We start from the raw sequence: 21109 nt of genomic DNA, 5'->3' as shown, positions 1-21109 counted from the left end.
TTACCCCTCCTCGGGTTATCCACGACGGTTGGGCGTCCATTCTTTGCAGGTCAACGCCGTCAGGACATGATCCTGCCACTCGCCATTAATCATTAAATAATTTTTAGCATATCCCTCTTTTTCAAACCCGAGGCGCGCCAGCAGATCGCCACTACGCTGGTTGTGCGGCATATAGTTAGCCATGATGCGATGAATATACTGTTGCCGCTGCATATAACGAATCGCCGACTGCAGCGCCTCAAACATCATGCCCTGCCCCTGCCATTTTTCGCCGAGGGAATACCCAAGGTAACAGGCATGAAAGGCCCCGCGCAGGACATTGCTGAAGTTAGCCACGCCGCGTACCTCGGTTTCGTTGCTGTCCATCAACACAAAGTAGAAAGCCGATCCCTGTTTATGCATATCCGCAATCAGGCCGAGCCGCGCCTGCCAGCCAGAGGGATAACAATGGCTGTCATCGCGAACCGGTTCCCACGGCCTGAGAAAATCGCGATTTTCCGCATAGTAATCCGCTAACCGCCACGCATCGCGTTCGTGAACCAGTCTTACCACCAGCCGCTCGGTCGTGAGTCTCACCCTCAGCGCGGCAGAACGATAGCCAAACATCATCTCTCCTGAAATCCATGGCGGGAAGGAAATGCCAGTCTTTGATAACGTTCACTATAACCGTCGCCAGGTCTGCGGTAAAACGTTACGCGCGCAATCACAGACGGGCTGACCGTTTATGCTCCTGTGCGCTGACAGTGAAACCGCTCTTAACTGTTTCACTGCAGTCTGCGCGACACAAAAGATGCGTCGCGTCCCCTGTCCTGCACGTGAACAGTTGCCCTTGCTGGCATGGGTGGGTTAGCCGTCACTGATCACGATGCCTGACCTGCTGGACGGGGCCTGGCTGACCCGGTGATCGCCGGCGAAGGGCTGCCAGCCTGCAGCGAAAGGCACGTTCGGTTACCCTAACTCAGCCCATTCCTGATGACAGACTGCACGCATTAGGGCAGGCTATGCCCTGATCTACTTTTTCATTTAAACGAGGGAATTATGAAGAAGGCTTTTCACGGGCTGATTGCCCTGTTTTTCGCGGTATTGCTGAGCGGCTGTAATCAGTTAACCCAGTACACCATCAGCGAGCAGGAGGTCAATCAGGCGCTGCAAAAACACAATAATTTCGAAAAAGACGTTGGCGTCTCAGGGCTGGTGAATGCCCATATTGTCCTGAATAACCTGACCAGTCAGATTGGTCGCGAAGAGCCGGGTAAAGTAACGTTATCGGGTAATGCGAAAATCAACGTGTCTTCGCTGTTTGGTCCACAACAGGCCGATATGCAGCTGAAGATGCGTGCGCAACCGGTGTTCGACAAACAGCAGGGTGCGATTTATCTGCGCGATATGGAAATTGTGGATGCACAGGTTCAGCCAGACAAGATGGCGTCCATCATGAAAACGCTGACGCCCTACCTGAATCAATCGCTGAAAAGCTATTTTGACCAGCAGCCTGCCTATGTGCTGAGTGCCGATCGCAGTAAAGCTGAATCGCTGGCGAAGAAATTTGCTAAAGGGTTGGAAGTGAAGCCAGGCGAGCTGGTGATCCCGTTCACCGATTAGCGCATTCCGACAAATTTATCGCCTGCCTGATCCGCGCCTTTCGGCGCGGATTGCTTATCAGATGCAAAAACAGGTGCAAACGGTTGCCTGAGTCCTTATGCTTATAACCCGGCCTAAACACGCCATTCGTTTATCCTTCATGCCGGAGCCGTATTAATGACCGCACAACCTCAGCAACTTACTATCCGCCGCCCAGATGACTGGCATATCCATCTTCGTGATGACGAGATGCTTAAAACGGTGCTGCCCTACACCAGCGCGGTGAACGGTCGGGCTATCGTGATGCCCAACCTGGTTCCGCCGGTGGTCAGCGTCGCGGCGGGCGAAGCCTATCGCGACCGCATTCTGGCCGCGTTGCCTGACGGTCATGACTTTACCCCGCTGATGACCTGCTACCTGACCGACTCGTTAGACGCCGAAGAACTGGCGCGCGGTTACCACTCCGGCTTGTTCACTGCGGCCAAGCTCTATCCTGCCCATGCGACAACCAACTCCAGCCACGGCGTGACCAACATTGCGTCAATCGCGTCGGTGCTGGAGCGGATGCAAACGCTGGGCATGCCGCTGTTAGTGCATGGCGAGGTGACTGATTCACATATTGATATCTTTGACCGTGAAGCCCGCTTTATTGAAACGGTGATGGAACCGCTGCGTAAGCAATTCCCTGCGCTGAAAGTCGTGATGGAGCATATTACGACCAAAGATGCCGCAGACTATGTGGAAAGCGCCAATGAAAACCTGGCCGCTACCCTTACCCCCCAGCACCTGATGTTTAACCGCAACCATATGCTGGTGGGCGGAATTCGTCCGCACCTTTACTGTCTGCCCATTCTGAAGCGCAATACGCATCAGCAGGCGTTGCGCAAAGTGGTGGCCAGCGGTCATCCACGTTTCTTCCTGGGTACCGACACCGCGCCTCACCTGAGCCATCTGAAAGAGAGCAGCTGCGGCTGTGCTGGCGTATTCAATGCGCCTACCTCCCTGCCCGCTTATGCCACGGTGTTTGAGGAGATCGGTGCGCTGGCGCATTTTGAAGCGTTCTGTTCCGAGAACGGTCCACGCTTCTATGGTCTGCCGCTGAACGAAGGCACCATCACGCTGGTGCGTGAGCCCTGGACAGTCGCAGAAACAATTGAAATGGGCTCACATCAGCTGGTGCCTTTCCTGGCCGGTGAAACGCTGAACTGGCGTGTAAAATAATTTCACTTGCCTCCGGCATATTTATACTGTAGTTATATACAGTATCTTATACGGAGGCTTTTATGCGTGTTGAAATTACCGTTGCCAAGACCCAACCTCTACCCGCTGGTGCGATAGAAGCCCTGAGCCAGGAACTGTCGCGCCGTATCGATGAACAATTCCCGCAATTCACCAATCACGTCAAAGTGCGTTACGCCACGGCTAACCAGCTCAGCGTGATGGGCGGAGATAAAGAGACGCGTGAACAAATCAGCGAAATCCTGCAACAAACGTGGGAAAGCGCTGACGACTGGTTCATTACCGATTAACCGCCACTGTGCTGTTTTTTGCCGGGTTTCGCCACCCGGTTTTTTTATCTTCATTTAAAGTCTGCCTAACCCCTCTCCCCATCTGGACTCTGAATGATCAATGTCCTATGCTGGCGCTGATCATGCATAAAAGGAGTTGCATCCCATGACTACAGATAAACCCGAAGAAGCGATGACCTTTGGCGAGTTGTTAACGCTGATTGGTGAACAGCAGCGTCGTTTAACGGTGCTGGAAAATGCGTTCTCCAGCCTGATTTTCTGTCTTGATGACCGGGCCAGTCAGTTACTGGTGCATAATCTTTCTCTTGAAGCCCAGAATCAAAACCATGATGAGCAACTGCAGCAGCAGTTTGCGCGCCTGGCCGAAACGTTACAGAAGCGCAGTGGGACAACCGGCGCGGAGACCGCCCTAATCTGACGTGCGGTTAACGCCAGTGATGAACAACTTTTACTGTTTAAATAGGACGATTACCTACCTGTCATTCTGGTATTATATCTTCTCAGCTTTACCGTTTTAGAGACAAACATTCTGCTTTCAGGCGTTCCGTGATACGTTTTAATCAGTAAATCGCTATATTGCTGTTATAATTGTTTCGCAGTGGAAATAAAAAAGCCGCATTGAACCTCATCATGCACTTCGTTTAACGAGTAATAAGGAGGTTATAATGGACAGTCGCAAAGATGTAATTCAGACCCATCCACTGGTGGGCTGGGATATCAGTACTGTTGACAGCTATGATGCGATGATGATCCGCCTGCACTCCCTTTCGTCGCAAGATCAAACAGAAGAAGACGCAGACGTTGGCCCGACTTACTGGCTGACGACTGATGTAGCAAAGCAGTTCATCTCCATTCTTGAAGCCGGTATCGCCAAGATTGAATCTGCCGAGCAAGTAGAACGACTACTAAAGAAGCATTAATACTGCTGCATCAGCAAGGCACCCTTCAGGGTGCCTTTTTTATTGGGCTTTCTGGTATGCTGTTGATTATGTAACCCTTTCAGGAGTTCCATTTTCATGATTTACGATCTTATTGTGGTCGGGAGCGGCTCAGTCGGCGCAGCAGCAGGCTATTACGCCACGCAGGCCGGCCTCTCCGTACTGATGATTGACAGCGCCCATCCGCCTCATACTCAGGGCACCCACCACGGCGAAAGCCGCCTGATTCGTCATGCTTACGGAGAAGGCGAGCGCTATGTGCCGCTGGTATTGCGTGCGCAGACGTTATGGGATGCGCTTGAGCAGCAGGCTGGCGAGCGCATTATGCACCGGTGCGGCGTCCTGAATATCGCCCCTGCTCACTCCGTGTTTATTCAAAACGTCATCAACAGCGCAAAAGCCTGGCAGCTTCCCGTCGAGATATTACAGGCCGCGGAGGTCAGAAAACGCTGGCCGCAGTTTAACGTCCCCGATGAGTACCTGGGCGTATTTGAGCCACAGTCCGGTTTTTTAAAAAGTGAACAGGCGGTGCGGAGCTGGATTCAGCTGGCGGAAAAACAGGGCTGCGCGCAGCTGTTTAACTGCCCCGTCACGCAAATCAGTCGTGAAGGCGATTTACAGCAGGTCACCACGATTGACGGCATTTACCGTGGGCGAAAAATGCTGGTGAGCGCCGGGACATGGGTCAGCAAACTGGTGCCGGATTTGCCAGTGGCACCAACGCGTAAGGTCTTTGCCTGGTATCAGGCTGATGGTCGTTACAGTGAAAACAATGCCTTTCCCGGATTCACCTGCGAAATGGCCGATGGCAGCCAGTATTATGGTTTCCCTGCCGATAACAACGCCCTGAAGTTAGGCCGCCATGATGGGGGCCAGTTGATGACCCAACCCGAAGATCGTAAACCCTTCGGTAGCCTGGCCGCCGATGGCAGCGAAACATTCCGCTTTTTGCGCCAGTTTTTACCCGGCGTTGGCGTGTGTTTGCACGGGGAAGCCTGTAGTTATGATGTCAGCCCCGATGAAGACTTTATTATCGATACCGTGCCGGGCGATCCTGACCGTCTGGTGATAACGGGCTTAAGCGGACACGGTTTCAAATTTGCCAGCGTTTTAGGCGAGCTTGCCAGTCAGTTTGCGCAGAATCAGCCTTTCAGTTTTGATCTCACACCGTTCAGGCTGTCACGCTTTCAGTAAATAGGGTGCGGCGGCCCGGTTTTACGCGGCGCCGCACTGACATATATTTACATTCCGTTTTTTTCTGACGCCCTTCCTGCTGTTATATCCACGTAAACAGGCCCGTTTATCCACTTTTCCACGTCTCAGCGCCCGCGTAAAAAAGCCTTGTTCAATAATATTGTGCTTACGCGCACCGCTACGCGAGCCGATTTCATTAGTACAGGAGATATTTATAGAAAAGTAAGCATTATTGCTTTTGTGTTTCATTCTGTAGATTCTTATTTCTACATATTCTTAAGATACCGCTGCAAAAATGTTGCTAAGAAATTCACCCGGTCGTTATGGATGGCTCTCCATTTTCCTACACTGGTCAATGGCATTGGTTATCTATGCCATGTTCGCCCTGGGATTATGGATGGTTGGGCTGAGCTATTACGATACCTGGTATCACAATGCGCCAGAGATTCATAAGAGCATCGGGGTCATTCTGATGCTGGCCCTGATTATTCGCCTGATATGGCGCGTGGTTTCGCCGCCGCCTAAACCCCTGAGCAGTTATTCCCCTCTTGTGCGCATCACGGCTGTCGTGGCGCACGGATTACTCTATGGCCTGCTGATCGCCATCCTCTTCAGTGGCTATTTAATCTCTACCGCCGACGGCAAACCGGTTTCGGTGTTTGGCTGGTTCTCTCTGCCTGCTGTACTGACCGGCGCGGGCGAACAGGCAGATTTAGCGGGAGATATTCATTTATGGCTGGCCTGGAGCATCGTGATCCTGTCGGTATTACATGGTCTGGCCGCACTAAAGCACCACTTTATCGATCGCGATATCACCCTGAAAAGGATGCTGGGTCTGGGCATCCGTTCACCCTCTGAAAAGGAAAAATAATATGTTCAAAAAAACGCTTCTGGCCATCACAGGTGCCGGCCTGCTGCTGGGTTCACTGACCGCCAGTGCCGCTGATTACAAAATTGATAAAGAGGGCCAGCACGCCTTTGTACAGTTTCGTATCAAGCACTTAGGCTACAGCTGGCTGTACGGCACCTTTAAAGATTTCGACGGTTCGTTCAGCTTCGATGCCAGTAATCCTTCAGCCGATAAAGTGGATGTGACCATCAACACCAACAGCGTGGACACCAACCATGCCGAGCGTGACAAACATATTCGCGGTCCTGAATTCCTGAATGTGGCCAAACATCCCACTGCAACCTTTAAATCAACCTCAGTGAAGAAAGACGGCGATAAACTGGCCGTTACAGGGGATTTAACGCTGAATGGCGTGACGAAACCTGTGACGCTGGAAGCCAAAATGATGGGTGAAGGTAAGGATCCGTGGGGCGGCTATCGTGCCGGTTTTGAAGCGGAAGGCGAGATTGCGCTGAAAGACTTTAATATTACTCAGGATCTTGGGCCAGCCTCTCAGAACGTTGAGTTAATCATCTCAGTAGAAGGCGTACGTCAGTAATCTTAAGCCGCCTGAAGCCAGGCTTCAGGCGGCTCCGGCTATTTGCGGGTTGGCGCAGGAATGGTCATGTTCAGCAAGCCACGCGACTTGTTGAAAATTTTATTGCCATTCTCACGTCCTGCCCGGCGAGCGCGTTGCTCTTCGGGTGACAGGCGGGCTTCCTCCTGACAGAGCGGGCTACAGCAGTGCTCGTACTTTTCGGCACAACGTTCACACTGGATAAACAGCAGGTGACAGCCGTCATTAACGCAGTTTACGTGGGTGTCACACGGCGTCCCGCACTGGTGGCAGTGGGATAACACATCATCCGAAATACGCTCGCCCATGCGTTCATCAAAAACAAAGTTCTTGCCTTTGAAACGCACCGGAAGATTTTGTTCCCGTGCGCGGCGCGCATACTCAATAATGCCGCCTTCGACGTGATAAACATCTTCGAACCCGTTATGGCGCATCCAGGCGCTGGCTTTTTCACAGCGAATCCCCCCGGTGCAGTACATGACGATTTTTTTATCCTTCTTATCCTTCAGCATGTCCACCGCCATCGGCAACTGGTCACGGAAGGTATCGGCAGGCACCTCAAGCGCATTATCAAAGCGCCCGACTTCATACTCGTAATGATTTCGCATATCCACGAATACCGCATCGGGATCGTCAAGCATAGCGTTCACTTCCGCCGCTTTCAGATAGTTGCCAACGTCGCTGGCATCAAAAGTTTCATCGTCGATGCCGTCCGCGACAATGCGGTCACGTACTTTCAGACGCAATACCCAAAACGATTTGCCATCGTCGTCGAGCGCGATATTCATACGCAGATGATTTAACGCCGGATCAAAACCGTATAAATAGGCCTTCATCGCCTCGTACTGGCTGGCGGGCACGCTCAGTTGTGCGTTGATGCCTTCGTGCGCAACGTAAATACGCCCAAACACCTTCAATGCGGTTAACCCGAGATAGAGTTCGTCGCGAAACGCTTTTGGATCGGCAATAGTGAAATACTTGTAAAAAGAGACTGTGGTGCGCGGCTCGGTTTCCGCCAGCATGCGCGCCTTCAGCTCTTTATTGGAAACAAGGTTGTGTAACACTGGCATGGTGTTCGTTCCTGTTATCAATAGAAGAAATTTAGCGCGCACATGATACCTGAATTGAAAAAAATGCGAAGCGTATAAGAAAAATTGATAGTTTAACCTGTACATTTTCGCCGGTCCGGGTATTCATACTTCTCTTTTTGCTCCCGACAACAACCTGCGAAATGCTGTAACATTTCAGCAGTGGGAAAAAAATGGCACAATAACCGCAACTGACGAAAAACAGCACCGCTGGTGCACGACGCAGGATAATAATATTTAAGATGACCCAATTGCCCCAATTTTCACGCGCGCTTTTGCATCCCCGCTATTGGTTAACCTGGCTGGGCATAATTCTGTTGTATATCCTGGTATTGCTGCCCTATCCACTACTCTATGCACTTGGTTGCCGTATTGGTCGCCTTGGTATGCGCTTCATGAAGCGACGCGTGGCCATTGCGCGCCGTAATCTGGAGCTCAGCTTTCCCGAGATGCCGGAAGTCGATCGCGAAGCCATGATTAAGCATAACTTTGAATCGGTAGGGATGGGGCTGATTGAAACCGGCATGGCCTGGTTCTGGCCCGACTGGCGCATCCACAAATGGCACAAACCTTCTGGTCTGGAACATATTCAGCAGGCCCATGATAGCCAGCGCGGCGTACTGTTAATTGGCATGCATTTCTTAACGCTGGAGATCGGTGCTCGCATGTTTGGCATCCATAATCCCGGCATTGGCGTCTACCGGCCTAACGACAATAAATTAATCGACTGGCTGCAGACGCGCGGTCGTATGCGCTCAAACAAAGGGATGTTAGATCGTAAAGATCTCAAAGGCATGATTCGGGCGTTAAAGCGCGGCGATATCATCTGGTACGCGCCCGACCATGATTATGGCCCGCGCAGCAGCGTATTTGTGCCCTTCTTTGGCGTGGAAAAGGCGGCAACAACCGTGGGTACGCATATGCTGATCCGCACCGGTAAACCCGCCGTCATCCCCTTTGTTCCACGTCGCCTGCCCGAAGGACGCGGCTACGAACTGATTATTCTGCCTGACGTCAGCGCGAATTTTCCCCTGACCAGCGACGAAGACACGGCTCTGCGCATGAACAAGGTGGTTGAAGAAGGCGTGCTCATCGCCCCTGAACAGTACATGTGGCTGCACCGCCGTTTCAAAACCCGGCCAGAAGGTGAGCCTTCACGCTATTAGGTCCGCTGCTCAGCCGCTGTTCGCGCTTACTGCGAGCAGCGGCTGCCGGGCGATAACGGACTGAACAGTTCCAACGTAATCAGGCGATGAATATGATTATCCGAGGCGGCGATGTCCAGCCCTGGCATATTGAGTATGCAAAGCCCGTCGAGCCCACAGACCAGACTAATTAGCCGCCAGGCAATATTTTCCGCTTTATCAAGTAGCCTGAACTCACCGGCTTCCTCCCCCGCCTTGATGACGGCGACGGTTTCCTGCTGCCACATCTCCATTGCAACGATATAGGCGCCACGCATTTCTGCATCGCGTCCTGCCAGGATCTGGGCTTCGCGCCACAACCGAATGTAGGGCTCAAACCGGCCATCATCGCTACCCAGCATGGAGAAGAGTCGCTCACGCCAGCTGGCGTTTTCCGTTACGGTTTCGGTGTCCAGTATTCTTCGGCTCAGGCGAATAAACGCCTGGGACTTAAGCTCGCCAATACCCGAGAAGTGATGATGCACCTGACCGACGGCAACCTGCGCCTCTGCGGCGATACGTCTTACCGTCATGGCCGCATAGCCTTCCTGAAGGGCAACGGTCATTGCGGCCTGCAGTATGCCTTCCCGGCGCTCATCGCGACTTAAATAGTTCATCTCAACCTACCTGAAACGGTAAAGCAACGAGTCTAACAAAAAGCTGGACAAGCGTTCAACATTAAGTAGGATCCGTTTTGGACATGTGTTCAACTTTATTTCAAAGGGATCGTAATGCTTCGTCAGTGGGTCGCGTTGGTGATTATCGTCATGCTGTATATCCCGGTCGCAATCGATGCCACGGTGCTGCATGTTGCCGTACCGACGCTGAGCATGGCGCTAAACGCCAGTGGCAACCAGCTGCTGTGGATCATTGATATCTACTCACTGGTCATGGCCGGTATGGTGTTACCTATGGGTGCACTGGGCGATCGTATCGGATTTAAACGCCTGCTGATAACGGGTAGCCTGCTGTTTGGCCTGTCATCGCTGGCGGCGGCGCTGGCCCCTTCGGCTGCGTGGCTGATAGCAACCCGCGCGTCACTGGCCATCGGGGCAGCCATGATAATCCCGGCAACGCTTGCCGGGATCCGGACACTGTTTGTTGAAGCGCGCGATCGCAATATTGCGCTGGGCGTCTGGGCCGCCGTCGGTTCCGGTGGCGCCGCGTTTGGCCCGCTGATTGGCGGTGCCGTACTGGAACATTATGACTGGGGGGCGATTTTTTTCATTAACGTCCCGCTTGTCGTGGTGATAGTTGCGCTCGCCGTCTGGCTGATTCCGGGACAGCCGGGGCGACCGGAGCAAAAACTGAATCTGCCCCATGCGCTGCTGTTGATCGTCGCCATACTGCTGTTGGTCTACAGCGCCAAAACGGCGCTCAAGGGTGATGTATCGCCGTCGCAGGTCACGGCAGCCCTGATCGCAGGCGCCGCGATGCTTGCCTTGTTTATCCGTCTTCAACGGCGAGCGGAACAGCCGATGATCGATTTGCAGCTGTTTTGCCATCGCATAATTTTAAGTGGTGTGGTGATGGCCCTGACCGCGATGATCGCGCTGGTGGGTTTTGAACTGCTTATGGCGCAGGAGCTGCAGTTTGTTCATGGCTTCACGCCCTTCGAAGCCGGAAAATTTATGTTGCCGGTCATGATTGCCAGCGGCTTCAGCGGCCCCATCGCAGGGATCCTGGTCGGCAAGCTGGGTCTGAGGCCGGTCGCAGTTGGCGGCATGGGATTCAGCGGTATCAGCTTTCTGGGGCTGTCGATGCTGGACTTCAGTACCCAGCAGTGGCAGGCCTGGAGCCTGATGGTGCTGCTGGGCTTTAGCGCATCCAGTGCCCTGCTGGCGTCGACCTCTGCCATTATGGCGGCCACGCCAAAAGAAAAAGCCGCCGCAGCCGGCGCCATTGAAACCATGTCCTATGAGCTGGGTGCCGGACTGGGCATTGCCCTCTTTGGTCTGCTGCTGACCCGTAGCTTTACCGCTTCGATTGTGCTGCCGTCGGTACTGGATCCTGGGCTTGCAGAAAAAGCCTCATCCTCCATCGGTGAGGCCATTAAAGTGGCACAGACGCTGGAGCCTGCACTCGCCGGGGCAACGATTCAGGCGGCAAAAGCGGCCTTTATCACCTCTCACAGCGTGGCGCTGGTCAGCGCGGCTGTGCTGTTACTCCTGCTGGCTACCGGTATTGGATTTAGCCTGACAAAGAGCGCACAGAAGTAACCGATGCGTTGCCGCGAACCGGCGCTGCAACGGGAGAACGATCCCGCAGTAACGATCGTGATAATATTCGCGATCGTTACTGCCTGAAGCCCTGTGATCAGGCTGGCGATAGCGCCGCTGAGCGGCTCAACAACGGAAAAATCTATGCTCTGGCTTATCTCTAAATATGCGATAACTGCCCTGATGGTGGTGATTATTTCTGAAGCGGCTAAACGTAGCGATCGCCTGGGTGGGCTCCTGGCCGCCCTGCCGCTTGTCACCATCCTGGTGTTGATCTGGATGAAACTTGAAGGACAGAGCCAGACGAAGATCGCCGCTCATGCCTGGTATACTTTCTGGTATGTGGTACCGACCCTGCCGATGTTTATCCTCTTCCCGTTTTTGTACCAACGTACCGGCTTCTGGCTCACGCTGGGGCTGAGTTGCCTGATCACGATCGTCCTGTTCATGCTGTGGGCAGGTTTTCTGAAAAGGTTTGGTATTGACCTGTTGTAGGCCAGCAGGTGTTCACACAACACCGAGCTAGAGCAGCTAACGGATGCGATTCAGGACTGGCTGTATGTGCAGAACGTTTGTCCTCTAAAGTGGCCCGACTTTCCCTCCTGAGATTTTCGTCTATTCTTCACTGAAATCACGTTAATCAGGCAAGGAGAGAAGCATGAGTATGTTCACTACACTGGAAGAAGCGATTGATGCTGCGCGTGAAGAGTTTCTCGCCAGCCATCCGGATATTGAGCAAGACGATGCGGCCATCAACCAGTTTGGCCTGCAAAAATATGTGATGCAGGACGGTGACATCATGTGGCAGGCAGAGTTCTTCGAAGACGAAGGGGATTCGGGCGAGTGTTTGCCTGTGCGCAGCAATGAAGCCGCTCAGGCTATCTTTGACGGCGATTTTGATGAGATTGAACTGCGTCAGGAGTGGTTAGCAGAAAATACGCTGCACGAGTGGGATGACGGTGAGTTTCAACTTGAACCTCCGCTGGACAGTGAAGAAGGTAAAGCCGCGGCGCAGGAATGGGAAGACGATAACAGCGACTCTGACCGCAGTTACTCGTAAGGGCCATGGCTGGCATCTACCGGAATCAGCAGCGTGTCGACCACCAGTGACAGCGGCAGGTCGAGAATGGTGATAACCCGCCATGCGCCATCACGGATATCCCACTTTACGCCGGGGTAAAACTGATTACCGTGTCCCTGCCCGGGCACGGTGCGGCTGATGATACTGCCACAGCCGCTCAGCGTAACGACGGCGAGGGATAACAGGATGACTTTAGCGAATGTATTCACAATAGCGACTCAGGTTAAACAGGCGCTATTTTAATCATGAGTTGAGCCGGGTTGCCATCCCCATTCGTGCAAAGTGCAAAATAATGTTGCCGTCTGTAACCGGCGACGGGCGTAAAAAAAGCGGCATTTCTGCCGCTTTCTTCGTTGCTACGCCTGATGCGGTAAGGCATCGGGGTTGAGAGGCATTTTTTGATAGCTCTCTACCCACTGATGATACTTTTCACCACTTTCCCACAGGCGAGTATGTACACGCGCCAGCACCACCGGATCGCTGATCAGCTGCAAGCGCTGCTCTCGATTCAGTTTTTCCGGCGCATCGCTCAGTGCCTGATCGACGCGGCGATCGCGCGCATGATCAAGTAACTGACTCTGCTTGTGGCGTGAGGTCGCAAGCGCGGTCGCCAGGGCGTTAAACGCAGGATGGAACAGCGCATGCATAAAGCCATTTTTCAGCACGCGCTGACGGTTGAGTTCCACATAGCGATCGGTATCCACCAGCTCTTTCGGCGGATCGTACTCTTCCGGGATCAGGAACAGCTTCGCTTTCTTACTCTTGATGCCGAGGCCAGAGCGGCTCGACATCACCGATACAAACGGCGACAGAATAAGCGAGAACACGATTGGCGCCAGCCACCACAGGAAGTTGAGATCCAGCCATCCCATCCCGGCAGCCCAGACAATGCCCAGGGCCATCTGCGAACCGTGACGCTTGAAGGCTTCGCTCCAGGGTGTGGCATCATCGTCACGCTGCGGTGAGTTCCAGACCACTTCCCAGCCCAGGAACGCGCTTACCACAAATACGGTGTGGAACAGCATACGCACCGGTGCCAGCAGCACCGAGAACAGCATCTCCAGCAGCAGCGAGACGAACAGACGTAGCGCACCGCCGTAGGGTTTCGCCCCCTTACACCAGATCAGCACGACGCTGAGCAGTTTCGGCAGGAACAGCAGCACCAGCGTGGTCGAGAACAGCGCAATCGCCAGCTCAGGACGCCACTGGGGCCAGACCGGGAACAGCTGCCTTGGCTGCAGGAAGTAGGTGGGCTCCATGAGCGTATGCACCACCTGTAACGCGGTGGACAGTGCCAGGAACAGGAACCACAGCGGTGCCGACAGATAAGACATCACGCCCGTCAGGAAGACGGCACGGTGCACCGGGTGCATCCCTTTCACCAGAAACAGGCGGAAGTTCATCAGGTTACCGTGACACCAGCGGCGATCGCGCTTAAGTTCGTCCAGCAGGTTTGGCGGGAGCTCCTCATAGGAACCCGGCAAATCATAGGCGATCCATACGCCCCAGCCAGCACGGCGCATCAGTGCCGCTTCCACGAAGTCATGCGACAGGATGGAACCGGCAAACGAGCCTTCACCCGGCAGCGGTGCCAGTGCGCAGTGCTCGATAAACGGCTTCACACGAATGATGGCGTTATGGCCCCAGTAGTGCGACTCACCCAACTGCCAGAAGTGCAGACCGGCGGTAAACAACGGGCCGTAAACGCGGGTCGCAAACTGCTGACAACGCGCATAAAGCGTGTCCATGCCCGAGGCTTTTGGCGAAGACTGGATGATACCGGCATTAGGGTTAGCATCCATCATGCGCACCAGGCCCGTCAGACATTCACCGCTCATGACGCTGTCGGCGTCCAGCACCACCATGTAGCTATAGTTGCTGCCCCAGCGACGGCAGAAGTCATCGATGTTGCCGCTTTTACGCTTCACACGGCGACGACGACGGCGATAGAATATCTTGCCCGCGCCACCGACGTCACGTACCAGCTCCATCCAGGCTTTCTGCTCAGCGATAGCGATATCGGCATCGTAACTGTCACTCAGGATGTAAACATCAAAGTGCTCAGCATTGCCGGTACGCACCACTGATTCCCAGGTCGCCCGTAAACCAGCAAAAACGCGTCCTACATCTTCATTACAGATCGGCATGATCAGCGCGGTACGGTGCGCGGGATTAAGGGGTTCATCGCCGACGGTAGAATAGGAAATACTGTATTTATCCCGACCAATCAGCAGTTGCAGGAAGCCCATCAACGCCGTCCAGAAACCCGCCGACACCCAGCAGAACAGGATCGCAAACAGGAACAGAATCCCGGTCTGCAACACATAAGGCAGAATCTGCATAACAGACTGCTGCCAGTTCTGGTTGATCATGTCCATGGGATCCAGCAGCGTCCAGCCCTGGTAAGGCAAAATGGTTTTCATGTACCACGTCGCCACCACGGTCTGCATAATCGTAAGGATCAACAGAATATAACGACGAATGGATCCCACATGGCGCCACTTCTCTTCCGCGCGCTGCTCTTCGGCCGAAGCATAACGGGGAACAGACTTGTGTCCCCGTAGCGAGTCCCAGGCGCGAGCCAGCGGGTTAGTGCGCCAGGCTTCCGGGAACATCAATGAACGCTTCACTTTTGGCATCGCCTTTAACGTGGTGCGATCAAGATAGTCCTTGCCTAGCTGCTGTCCCCCGGCAAGTGAATCGGGCCAGGCCATTTCCACTCGCGACGACACCGATTTTAAAGGTGCATCCTCAGGGCGATCGCTGGCAGCCACATCCTGGCCCAGCGATTCGTGTAACTGGTGAAACGTCTGCGCATTTTGCAACGAAGCGGCCAGACGCGTTTTTCCTGCCGCATCCAGCGGCAGGGCTTCTACATAGCGTTGAGGTGTAAAAGTCAAATTATTCATTGGCAGGTAACTGATAGCTCCAGGTTTCCGTCAATGTCTTGTCACCGCTGACCAGCGCTGCACGCATCTCTGTCGCCTGCTTGTTATCTTTCACGCGCAGACGCAATACCAGACGCCAGCCTTTGGTGACCGGATTGTAGCGAACGCTTTGTTCGACCACTTCGGCGTTCTTGCCTACGCTGACCTGCGGCGCAACCTGACTGTCGGCAGGCATTTCACTCATGTCTTTGCCGACGAAATCGATGGTGAAGGCAACAGTGCCATCCGGTTGACGGACTAAATTCGACTGCTTCACATCGCCCGCTGAACGCAGCGTATCTTTCACCCAGGCAACATCGTCAGAATGCAGTTTGTTTTCATTACGGCCAAAGTGCAGACGGTATTTGAAATCCATCGCTTTACCCGGTTCCGGCAGGTTTTCCGGTGTCCAGAACGTCACGATGTTATCGTTCGTCTCATCTGCGGTAGGAATCTCAACCAGCTCAACGCGCCCTTTACCCCAGTCGCCGATTGGCTCAACCCAGCCGCTTGGGCGCAGGTCGTAACGGTCATCCAGGTCCTGATAGTTATTGAAATCACGTCCGCGCTGTAACAGCCCGAAGCCTTTTGGATTTTCAATGGTATAGGTGCTGACGGCCAGGTGACGCGGGTTATTCAGCGGACGCCAAATCCACTCACCGTTGCCGCTGTGAATCGACAGACCGTCTGAATCATGCAGTTCAGGACGGAAATTAGACACTGGCGACGGCTGATTGCGGCCAAACAGGAACATGCTGGTTAACGGTGCAATACCCAGTTTACCTACGTTGTCGCGTAAATAGACTTTGGTCTGCACATCAACCGTGGATTCCTGGCCTGGATGGATGGTAAAGCGATAAGCACCGGTCGCGCGTGGAGAATCCAGCAGTGCGTAGATCACCAACTGCTTGTCCTGCGGTTTGGGTCGTTCAATCCAGAACTCTTTAAAACGCGGGAACTCTTCGCCTGATGGCAGCGCGGTGTCGATAGCCAGACCACGGGCAGACAGGCCATAAACCTGACCGGCACCAATCACGCGGAAATAGCTGGCGCCGAGGAAGCTGGCGATTTCGTCATCTTTCTTGTTCTTGCTGTTCAACGGATACAGCACTTTAAAACCCGCAAAGCCGAGGTTTTTCACCGCATCGGCATCGTGTTTCACATTGCCGAAGTTGAAATAATCAGGACTGTATTTGATTTCGCGTACGGTATTGGCGGTGATCTCGTTAATTTTCACCGGCAGATCAAAGTACATCCCCTGATGGTAGAATTCGAGTTTGAACGGCGTACGCAGTTTGCCCCAATACGCTTTATCGTGGTTGAACTGAATCTGCTGGTAGTCAGCAAATTTCATATCACGAAATTGAGAGGGTAAATTGCTTTTTGGCGCTTCGAAGCTTTTTCCGGACAGATCTTTGGCTTGTTTTGCCACATCATCAAAATTAAACGCCCAACTATTGTTGGCATACAAAGCCAGCAGGACTGCCGCGCCAATCCAGCGCATTTTCGTCAGCCCAACATTATTTTTTTCTTTAGTCAGCACATCCCCCCCTTTCGTGTGCTTAATACAAACCCGCTTATCTTAATGGATAATTCGGCTTTCCGACAGCACATGCACAACAATGTTCCCGATAATCCTCTGCTCGAGGGGTGATTTTAGGACAATTAAACGTTACGGGCTCAACTGAGATTCAACTGATAGTATACTCTGTTATCTGCAGCTAGAATTTCCTTCCGACATAATACGGTTTCAGGGCGAAACCGGCTAAAAACGTACTAACGAACTGGAACTTTATGAGTACAACAAAAACTGAGCGTGAGTATTTTCTCGACTCGATCCGGGCCTGTTTGATGTTATTGGGCGTGCCGTTTCACGTTTCCCTGATCTATTCGTCGCAGAAATGGGCCGTCAACAGCAGCGACGCTTCGCTATGGCTTACGACCCTGAATGATTTTATTCATGCGTTCCGCATGCAGGTGTTTTTTGTCATCTCCGGCTACTTCTCTTACATGCTCTATCTGCGCTATCAGCCCCGACGCTTTCTGAAAGTTCGTCTGGAGCGGGTCGGCATTCCGATGCTGACGGCGGTGCCCTTAATTACGCTGCCACAGTTCTTTATGCTGAAGGCATGGACAAGCAAATACGCGGACTGGAGCGCCCTGCCGCCCTACGCGAAATTCAACAACCTGATGTGGGAGCTGATCTCCCACCTGTGGTTTTTACTGGTGCTGTTAATTCTTACCACACTCGGCATGATCACGTTCCGCTGGTTGCGGGATCAAAAGCGTAACATTGATTATCAACGCGTGGGCTGGGGGAAACTGGCGCTTGGCCTGTTGATCTGGGGCCTGATGTGGGGCGCTTTTCGACGTGTTGTCTTTTACACGAATCCAACCCTGTTAAGCGATGCGCTGTTTAATTTCGTGGTGATGCAGTCCCTGTTCTACCTGCCCTTTTTTATGTTGGGCGCACTCAGTTGGAAACATCAGGCGCTGAAACAGCTGTTCGTGCGGGTGAATCCCGTGCTGTTCATTGGCGCAGTGCTGCTGCTGGTGGCATATATTGTCAATCAACGCACAAGCAGTGGTGAAGGCTGGTTGTATGAGCTGGACGCGTTAATCAGCAGCATGATGGGACTTTGCATGCTGAACGTCTGTTACAGTCTGGGACATAAACTGCTTAACTCACATTCGCCAGGCATTATGTATCTGGTTAACGCCTCGCTGTTTATTTATCTGGTGCACCATCCCCTGACGCTGTTGTACGGCATTTATGTGACGCCTGTACTGCATAACAATACGTTGGGCTTCCTGCTGGGTCTGGTCATGGTATTTGGCGTGTCATTCACGTTGTATGAGTTGCACCTGCGTATTCCTCTTCTGCGTTTTCTGTTTTCCGGTAAGCCGCAGAAGCGCTAATGATAAGGCGATCGCTGCCGATCGCCTTGCTTCAAAGCAGCCACTCAATAGGTAATCGCCACACCAGTCGAACCTGCAGACGCTGCCACCAGCTGCAGCCGGGTTCATGCTTGTGAACAACCTGCTGCGCCTCGCCGGGATACTCCAGCCAGTTTACTCTTCCCCACTTGTCCAGCCGCAACGTCCAGGCCCGATCGCGCATTGAGTCGCTAAAACGCTGATGGGTTTCGGCGGCCAGTTTTTCACTTTCAATGACCAGCCCCATTTCGGTGTTGAGCACCGCCGAGCGTGGATCGAAGTTAAATGAGCCGATAAACAGGATTTTTTCATCCACTGAAAAGGTTTTCGCGTGCAAACTTGAGCCTGAATTACCGGTCAAGCCGCGATCGTGCGGCGTGTCATTCAGGCCGGCCTGGGGTTTTAATTCGAAAAGCGAAATGCCGTGCCGCAACAGTTTTTTCCGCCATTTTGCATAGCCCGCATGCACAATGGACACATCGTTTGCCGCCAGCGAGTTCGTTAACACGGCGATCTTCACCCCTTTGCGCTTCATCGCCAGCAGTTGGGCAACGCCCGCGCGGGTCGGCACAAAGTAAGCGGAAATGATGTCGAACTGATGCTGAGGCGCGCCGATCACTTCCATCATACGCTGAGGCAGAAGTGACTTGCGTCGGGCTTTTCCCAATCCCTTGCGCGGATCGTCACTCAACAGGCGCGTTTTGGCCCAGACAAAAGGCAGATCGTCCTGAGTCAGTTGATCGATCAGCGAGGACTTATTCAGGCGCTGAAGATAATGCTGTACGGTCTCGCTTTCACGCCACTCCGGCGGTAACACCACATCCGGATGCGCCGACATCGGCTGATCCAGCACCTCGCTTAGCGGCGAAACGGGTTTACTGTTCCAGTAGCGTTCAAAATCTTCGGCCACTTCGTTGACCACCGAGCCGATAGCCAGCACGTCGAGATCGGCAAACAGGGGTTCGTTGCCCGTACCAAAATATTCGTCGCCAATGTTACGTCCACCGACTACCGTCGTGACGCCATCCGCCGTGAAGCTCTTATTATGCATCCGCCGGTTGAGGCGGGCGAAGTCGGTGAGATAGCCCAGCGCGCGCAGGGTACGAAAGGAGAACGGATTGAACAGCCTGACGGTAATGTTGGGATGGTGATTCAGCTGCGCCAGCGTATCATCCAGCCCTGGCGTATTGTTATCGTCCAGCAGCAGCCGTACGATCACCCCGCGATTGGCGGCCTCCAACATGGCACTGAACAGCAACCTGCCCGACATATCGTTTTGCCAGATATAGTATTGTATATCCAGCGTCTTCGCGGCTTTCTCCATCAGCAGGTAACGTGCGGCAAAAGCATCCAGCCCGTCACTGAGTGGATGAATGCCGCTCAACCCCGGATGGTGCAAACAAAGCGGAACCAGCCGCTCTTCAAGCCAGCTCTGCCGTGATGGGCTCTGGGGCAAATCAAACGCTTCGGTCATGAATATTCCCTGAATCATACTGTCATTTATTATTATTCCTCCGGGCGCCAGAGTATGCCAGCGCCGGTTGCACATCAGCCATGCTGATGGCACCGTTTTTTAGTCTAGACTTAGTCGAACGATCTGTGACTGTCATTTGCCCGGCAGGAGAGGAATATGAGTCAATCGCCCTTAACTGACGACCGTTTACGCCATCATCCCCGCCTGTTTCAGAGCTTTTTTCAGGGCAGCTTCCCCTGTTCCACCGCCTGCCGCACGCCGGGCAAACGGCTGGATATGGTGATCAGCAGCGGGCACGATATGCTGCTTAAAAAAGACTATGCGGCACTGGTCGATCTGCATCTGTTGACCGCGCGGGATGGTGCACGCTGGCACCTGATTGAAAAAACGCCTAACCAGTACGACTGGAGCAGTTTCCTGCCAATGGTCGAAGCGGCACGGGATAACCAGTTGCAGATCATCTGGGAACTGGCCCACTTTGGCTATCCCGATCATATTTCTGTCTGGAAAGCCGGGTTCGTCGACCACTTCGAACGTTATGCCCGGGAAATGGCGCGCATTATCCGCGATCAGGGCATTCAGCAGGCTTTTTTCACGCCCGTAAACCAGATCTCATTCTGGTCCTGGGCAGGCGCCGACGTGGCCTGGTTTAATCCCCATGCCAGTCAGCGTGGTAAAGAGTTTAAGCGGCAACTGGTTCGTGCTTCTCTGGCTGCCATGCAGGCAATTCGTGAGGTGATACCTGACGCCCGTTTTGTGCTGACCGATCCTTTGGTGCAGATTGCCCATCATCCCGATAACCCCGACAGTAAACCCGGGGCTGATGCACAGCATCAGGCGCAGTTTGAAGCCTGGGATATGTTAGCCGGACGTGTCGATAAAGAACTGGGCGGGCACGAAGATTTTCTGGATATTCTGGGCCTGAACTACTATCCGGATAACCACTGGTTCTTCCCCGATCGGCCAATGGACAGAGACGACCCGGTACGCGCCCCGCTCCATATTCTGCTGGCGCAATACTGGCAGCGTTATCAACGTCCTATGCTGATAGCCGAAACCGGTGCCGAAGGCGAAGCTCGCGCGCCCTGGCTACAGGAGGTCAGTGAAAACGTTGCCGTTGCCCTGGATCAGGGCATTGCGATGGAGGGCATTTCGCTCTATCCCGTGGTGGAGTATCCGGCATGGGCAGACGACAGGCGTTCTCCAGGGTCACTGCTGGGCCTCGCCGATCCCAATGGCAACCGCACCGTGCATGAGGACCTGGCACTGGTGCTGCGCAGTCAGCAGATAAAGTTCACTAAGCGCGATCAGAGCTGACGCGAGGGCGGTTTGGGATAACAGGTTTGCGTATCAAGGCGCTCCGGCGGCGAGGCAAGGCGGCTGTCGTTTAGCCACGTCACCACAAACAAGAAAGTGACACCGATCAGGCAAGCGGTCAGCAGGCCAATAATCGCAATCAGTTTATCATCTCTCGATTCCATCCCTCACTCC

General features: G+C 53.6%; 22 protein-coding genes. 14 read left to right on the top strand and 8 right to left on the bottom strand.

Translation table 11 applies throughout. The features are described 5' to 3' along the window. Positions 1-15: 15 nt before the first annotated feature. Positions 16-606, bottom strand: coding sequence for a ribosomal protein S5-alanine N-acetyltransferase (rimJ, locus tag QLG08_RS20235; RefSeq protein ID WP_014606141.1), 591 nt, complete (start codon positions 604-606; stop codon positions 16-18). A gap of 432 nt (positions 607-1038) precedes the next feature. On the opposite strand from rimJ, the gene QLG08_RS20230 reads away from it, so the two are divergent. The 8 genes from QLG08_RS20230 (at position 1039) to QLG08_RS20195 (ending at position 6690) form a co-directional block, all read left to right on the top strand. Continuing rightward, positions 1039-1602, top strand: a complete 564-nt coding sequence (locus QLG08_RS20230) for a lipoprotein (protein ID WP_014593411.1) — start codon at positions 1039-1041, stop codon at positions 1600-1602. 156 nt (positions 1603-1758) lie between these two features. Continuing rightward, the gene (gene pyrC, locus QLG08_RS20225; protein ID WP_013025337.1) at positions 1759-2802 is read left to right on the top strand and encodes a dihydroorotase; all 1044 of its coding nucleotides are present in this window, start codon (positions 1759-1761) and stop codon (positions 2800-2802) included. 62 nt (positions 2803-2864) lie between these two features. Then, on the top strand, positions 2865-3110 hold the full coding sequence (gene dinI, locus QLG08_RS20220; RefSeq protein WP_013025336.1) for a DNA damage-inducible protein I: 246 nt from the start codon (positions 2865-2867) through the stop codon (positions 3108-3110). A 145-nt stretch (positions 3111-3255) separates the two neighbouring features. Then, a complete protein-coding gene (locus tag QLG08_RS20215) occupies positions 3256-3528 on the top strand; it encodes a hypothetical protein (protein WP_014606143.1) in 273 nt (90 codons plus the stop codon). A 247-nt stretch (positions 3529-3775) separates the two neighbouring features. Continuing rightward, entirely contained in the window at positions 3776-4030 is a 255-nt protein-coding gene (gene bssS, locus QLG08_RS20210) for a biofilm formation regulator BssS (protein ID WP_013025334.1), read from the top strand. 96 nt (positions 4031-4126) lie between these two features. Further along, positions 4127-5242 carry an N-methyl-L-tryptophan oxidase gene (solA, locus tag QLG08_RS20205; protein ID WP_282473143.1) on the top strand — a complete coding sequence of 372 codons (1116 nt, stop codon included), beginning with the start codon at positions 4127-4129 and terminating at the stop codon, positions 5240-5242. A gap of 295 nt (positions 5243-5537) precedes the next feature. Further along, a complete protein-coding gene (locus QLG08_RS20200; RefSeq protein ID WP_014593409.1) occupies positions 5538-6113 on the top strand; it encodes a cytochrome b in 576 nt (191 codons plus the stop codon). Position 6114: 1 nt separating this feature from the next. After that, on the top strand, positions 6115-6690 hold the full coding sequence (locus tag QLG08_RS20195; protein WP_013025331.1) for a YceI family protein: 576 nt from the start codon (positions 6115-6117) through the stop codon (positions 6688-6690). 38 nt (positions 6691-6728) lie between these two features. Here QLG08_RS20195 and QLG08_RS20190 read toward each other — a convergent pair whose 3' ends face one another. Then, a complete protein-coding gene (locus QLG08_RS20190) occupies positions 6729-7778 on the bottom strand; it encodes a rhodanese-related sulfurtransferase (protein WP_028715005.1) in 1050 nt (349 codons plus the stop codon). 260 nt (positions 7779-8038) lie between these two features. Here QLG08_RS20190 and QLG08_RS20185 point away from each other — a divergent pair, with 260 nt between their 5' ends. Then, the gene (locus tag QLG08_RS20185) at positions 8039-8962 is read left to right on the top strand and encodes a Kdo(2)-lipid IV(A) acyltransferase (protein ID WP_013025329.1); all 924 of its coding nucleotides are present in this window, start codon (positions 8039-8041) and stop codon (positions 8960-8962) included. Positions 8963-8988: 26 nt separating this feature from the next. Here QLG08_RS20185 and QLG08_RS20180 read toward each other — a convergent pair whose 3' ends face one another. Continuing rightward, positions 8989-9597, bottom strand: a complete 609-nt coding sequence (locus tag QLG08_RS20180; protein ID WP_029569856.1) for a TetR family transcriptional regulator — start codon at positions 9595-9597, stop codon at positions 8989-8991. Between the two features lie 114 nt (positions 9598-9711). Between QLG08_RS20180 and QLG08_RS20175 the strand changes: the two genes are divergently transcribed. The 3 genes from QLG08_RS20175 (at position 9712) to QLG08_RS20165 (ending at position 12259) form a co-directional block, all read left to right on the top strand. Beyond that, positions 9712-11199 (top strand): MFS transporter, encoded by a 1488-nt coding sequence (locus QLG08_RS20175; protein ID WP_282473142.1) that lies wholly within the window; start codon positions 9712-9714, stop codon positions 11197-11199. A gap of 144 nt (positions 11200-11343) precedes the next feature. Next, positions 11344-11694 (top strand): DUF3147 family protein, encoded by a 351-nt coding sequence (locus QLG08_RS20170; protein ID WP_013025326.1) that lies wholly within the window; start codon positions 11344-11346, stop codon positions 11692-11694. 163 nt (positions 11695-11857) lie between these two features. Beyond that, positions 11858-12259, top strand: a complete 402-nt coding sequence (locus QLG08_RS20165) for a MysB family protein (protein WP_013025325.1) — start codon at positions 11858-11860, stop codon at positions 12257-12259. Here QLG08_RS20165 and QLG08_RS20160 read toward each other — a convergent pair. The 3 genes from QLG08_RS20160 to QLG08_RS20150 form a co-directional block, all read right to left on the bottom strand. Then, positions 12250-12489: a YceK/YidQ family lipoprotein gene (locus QLG08_RS20160; protein ID WP_013025324.1), complete on the bottom strand. Its 240-nt coding sequence runs from the start codon at positions 12487-12489 to the stop codon at positions 12250-12252. The genes QLG08_RS20165 and QLG08_RS20160 overlap by 10 nt on opposite strands. A 147-nt stretch (positions 12490-12636) precedes the next feature. Further along, positions 12637-15189 carry a glucans biosynthesis glucosyltransferase MdoH gene (mdoH, locus tag QLG08_RS20155; RefSeq protein ID WP_013025323.1) on the bottom strand — a complete coding sequence of 851 codons (2553 nt, stop codon included), beginning with the start codon at positions 15187-15189 and terminating at the stop codon, positions 12637-12639. Beyond that, on the bottom strand, positions 15182-16720 hold the full coding sequence (locus QLG08_RS20150) for a glucan biosynthesis protein G (protein ID WP_041457564.1): 1539 nt from the start codon (positions 16718-16720) through the stop codon (positions 15182-15184). Before QLG08_RS20150 ends, mdoH begins: the two co-directional genes overlap by 8 nt. Before the next feature lie 281 nt (positions 16721-17001). Here QLG08_RS20150 and mdoC point away from each other — a divergent pair, with 281 nt between their 5' ends. After that, a complete protein-coding gene (mdoC, locus tag QLG08_RS20145; protein WP_014593404.1) occupies positions 17002-18126 on the top strand; it encodes a glucans biosynthesis protein MdoC in 1125 nt (374 codons plus the stop codon). Between the two features lie 31 nt (positions 18127-18157). On the opposite strand, the gene QLG08_RS20140 is transcribed toward mdoC, so the two are convergent. Beyond that, positions 18158-19618 (bottom strand): phospholipase D family protein, encoded by a 1461-nt coding sequence (locus tag QLG08_RS20140; protein WP_019105718.1) that lies wholly within the window; start codon positions 19616-19618, stop codon positions 18158-18160. A gap of 156 nt (positions 19619-19774) precedes the next feature. On the opposite strand from QLG08_RS20140, the gene QLG08_RS20135 reads away from it, so the two are divergent. Continuing rightward, positions 19775-20935, top strand: a complete 1161-nt coding sequence (locus QLG08_RS20135; RefSeq protein WP_105079228.1) for a beta-glucosidase — start codon at positions 19775-19777, stop codon at positions 20933-20935. Here QLG08_RS20135 and QLG08_RS20130 read toward each other — a convergent pair. Continuing rightward, on the bottom strand, positions 20926-21099 hold the full coding sequence (locus tag QLG08_RS20130) for a hypothetical protein (protein ID WP_014606151.1): 174 nt from the start codon (positions 21097-21099) through the stop codon (positions 20926-20928). The two genes, QLG08_RS20135 and QLG08_RS20130, sit on opposite strands and share 10 nt — an antisense overlap. Positions 21100-21109: the final 10 nt, after the last annotated feature.

It is taken from the genome of Pantoea sp. V106_11, assembly GCF_029967885.1.
GTDB lineage: Bacteria > Pseudomonadota > Gammaproteobacteria > Enterobacterales > Enterobacteriaceae > Pantoea > Pantoea ananatis.
The sequence above is the reverse complement of the archived record's forward strand: the minus strand, read 5'-3'. Positions and strand labels throughout refer to the sequence as shown.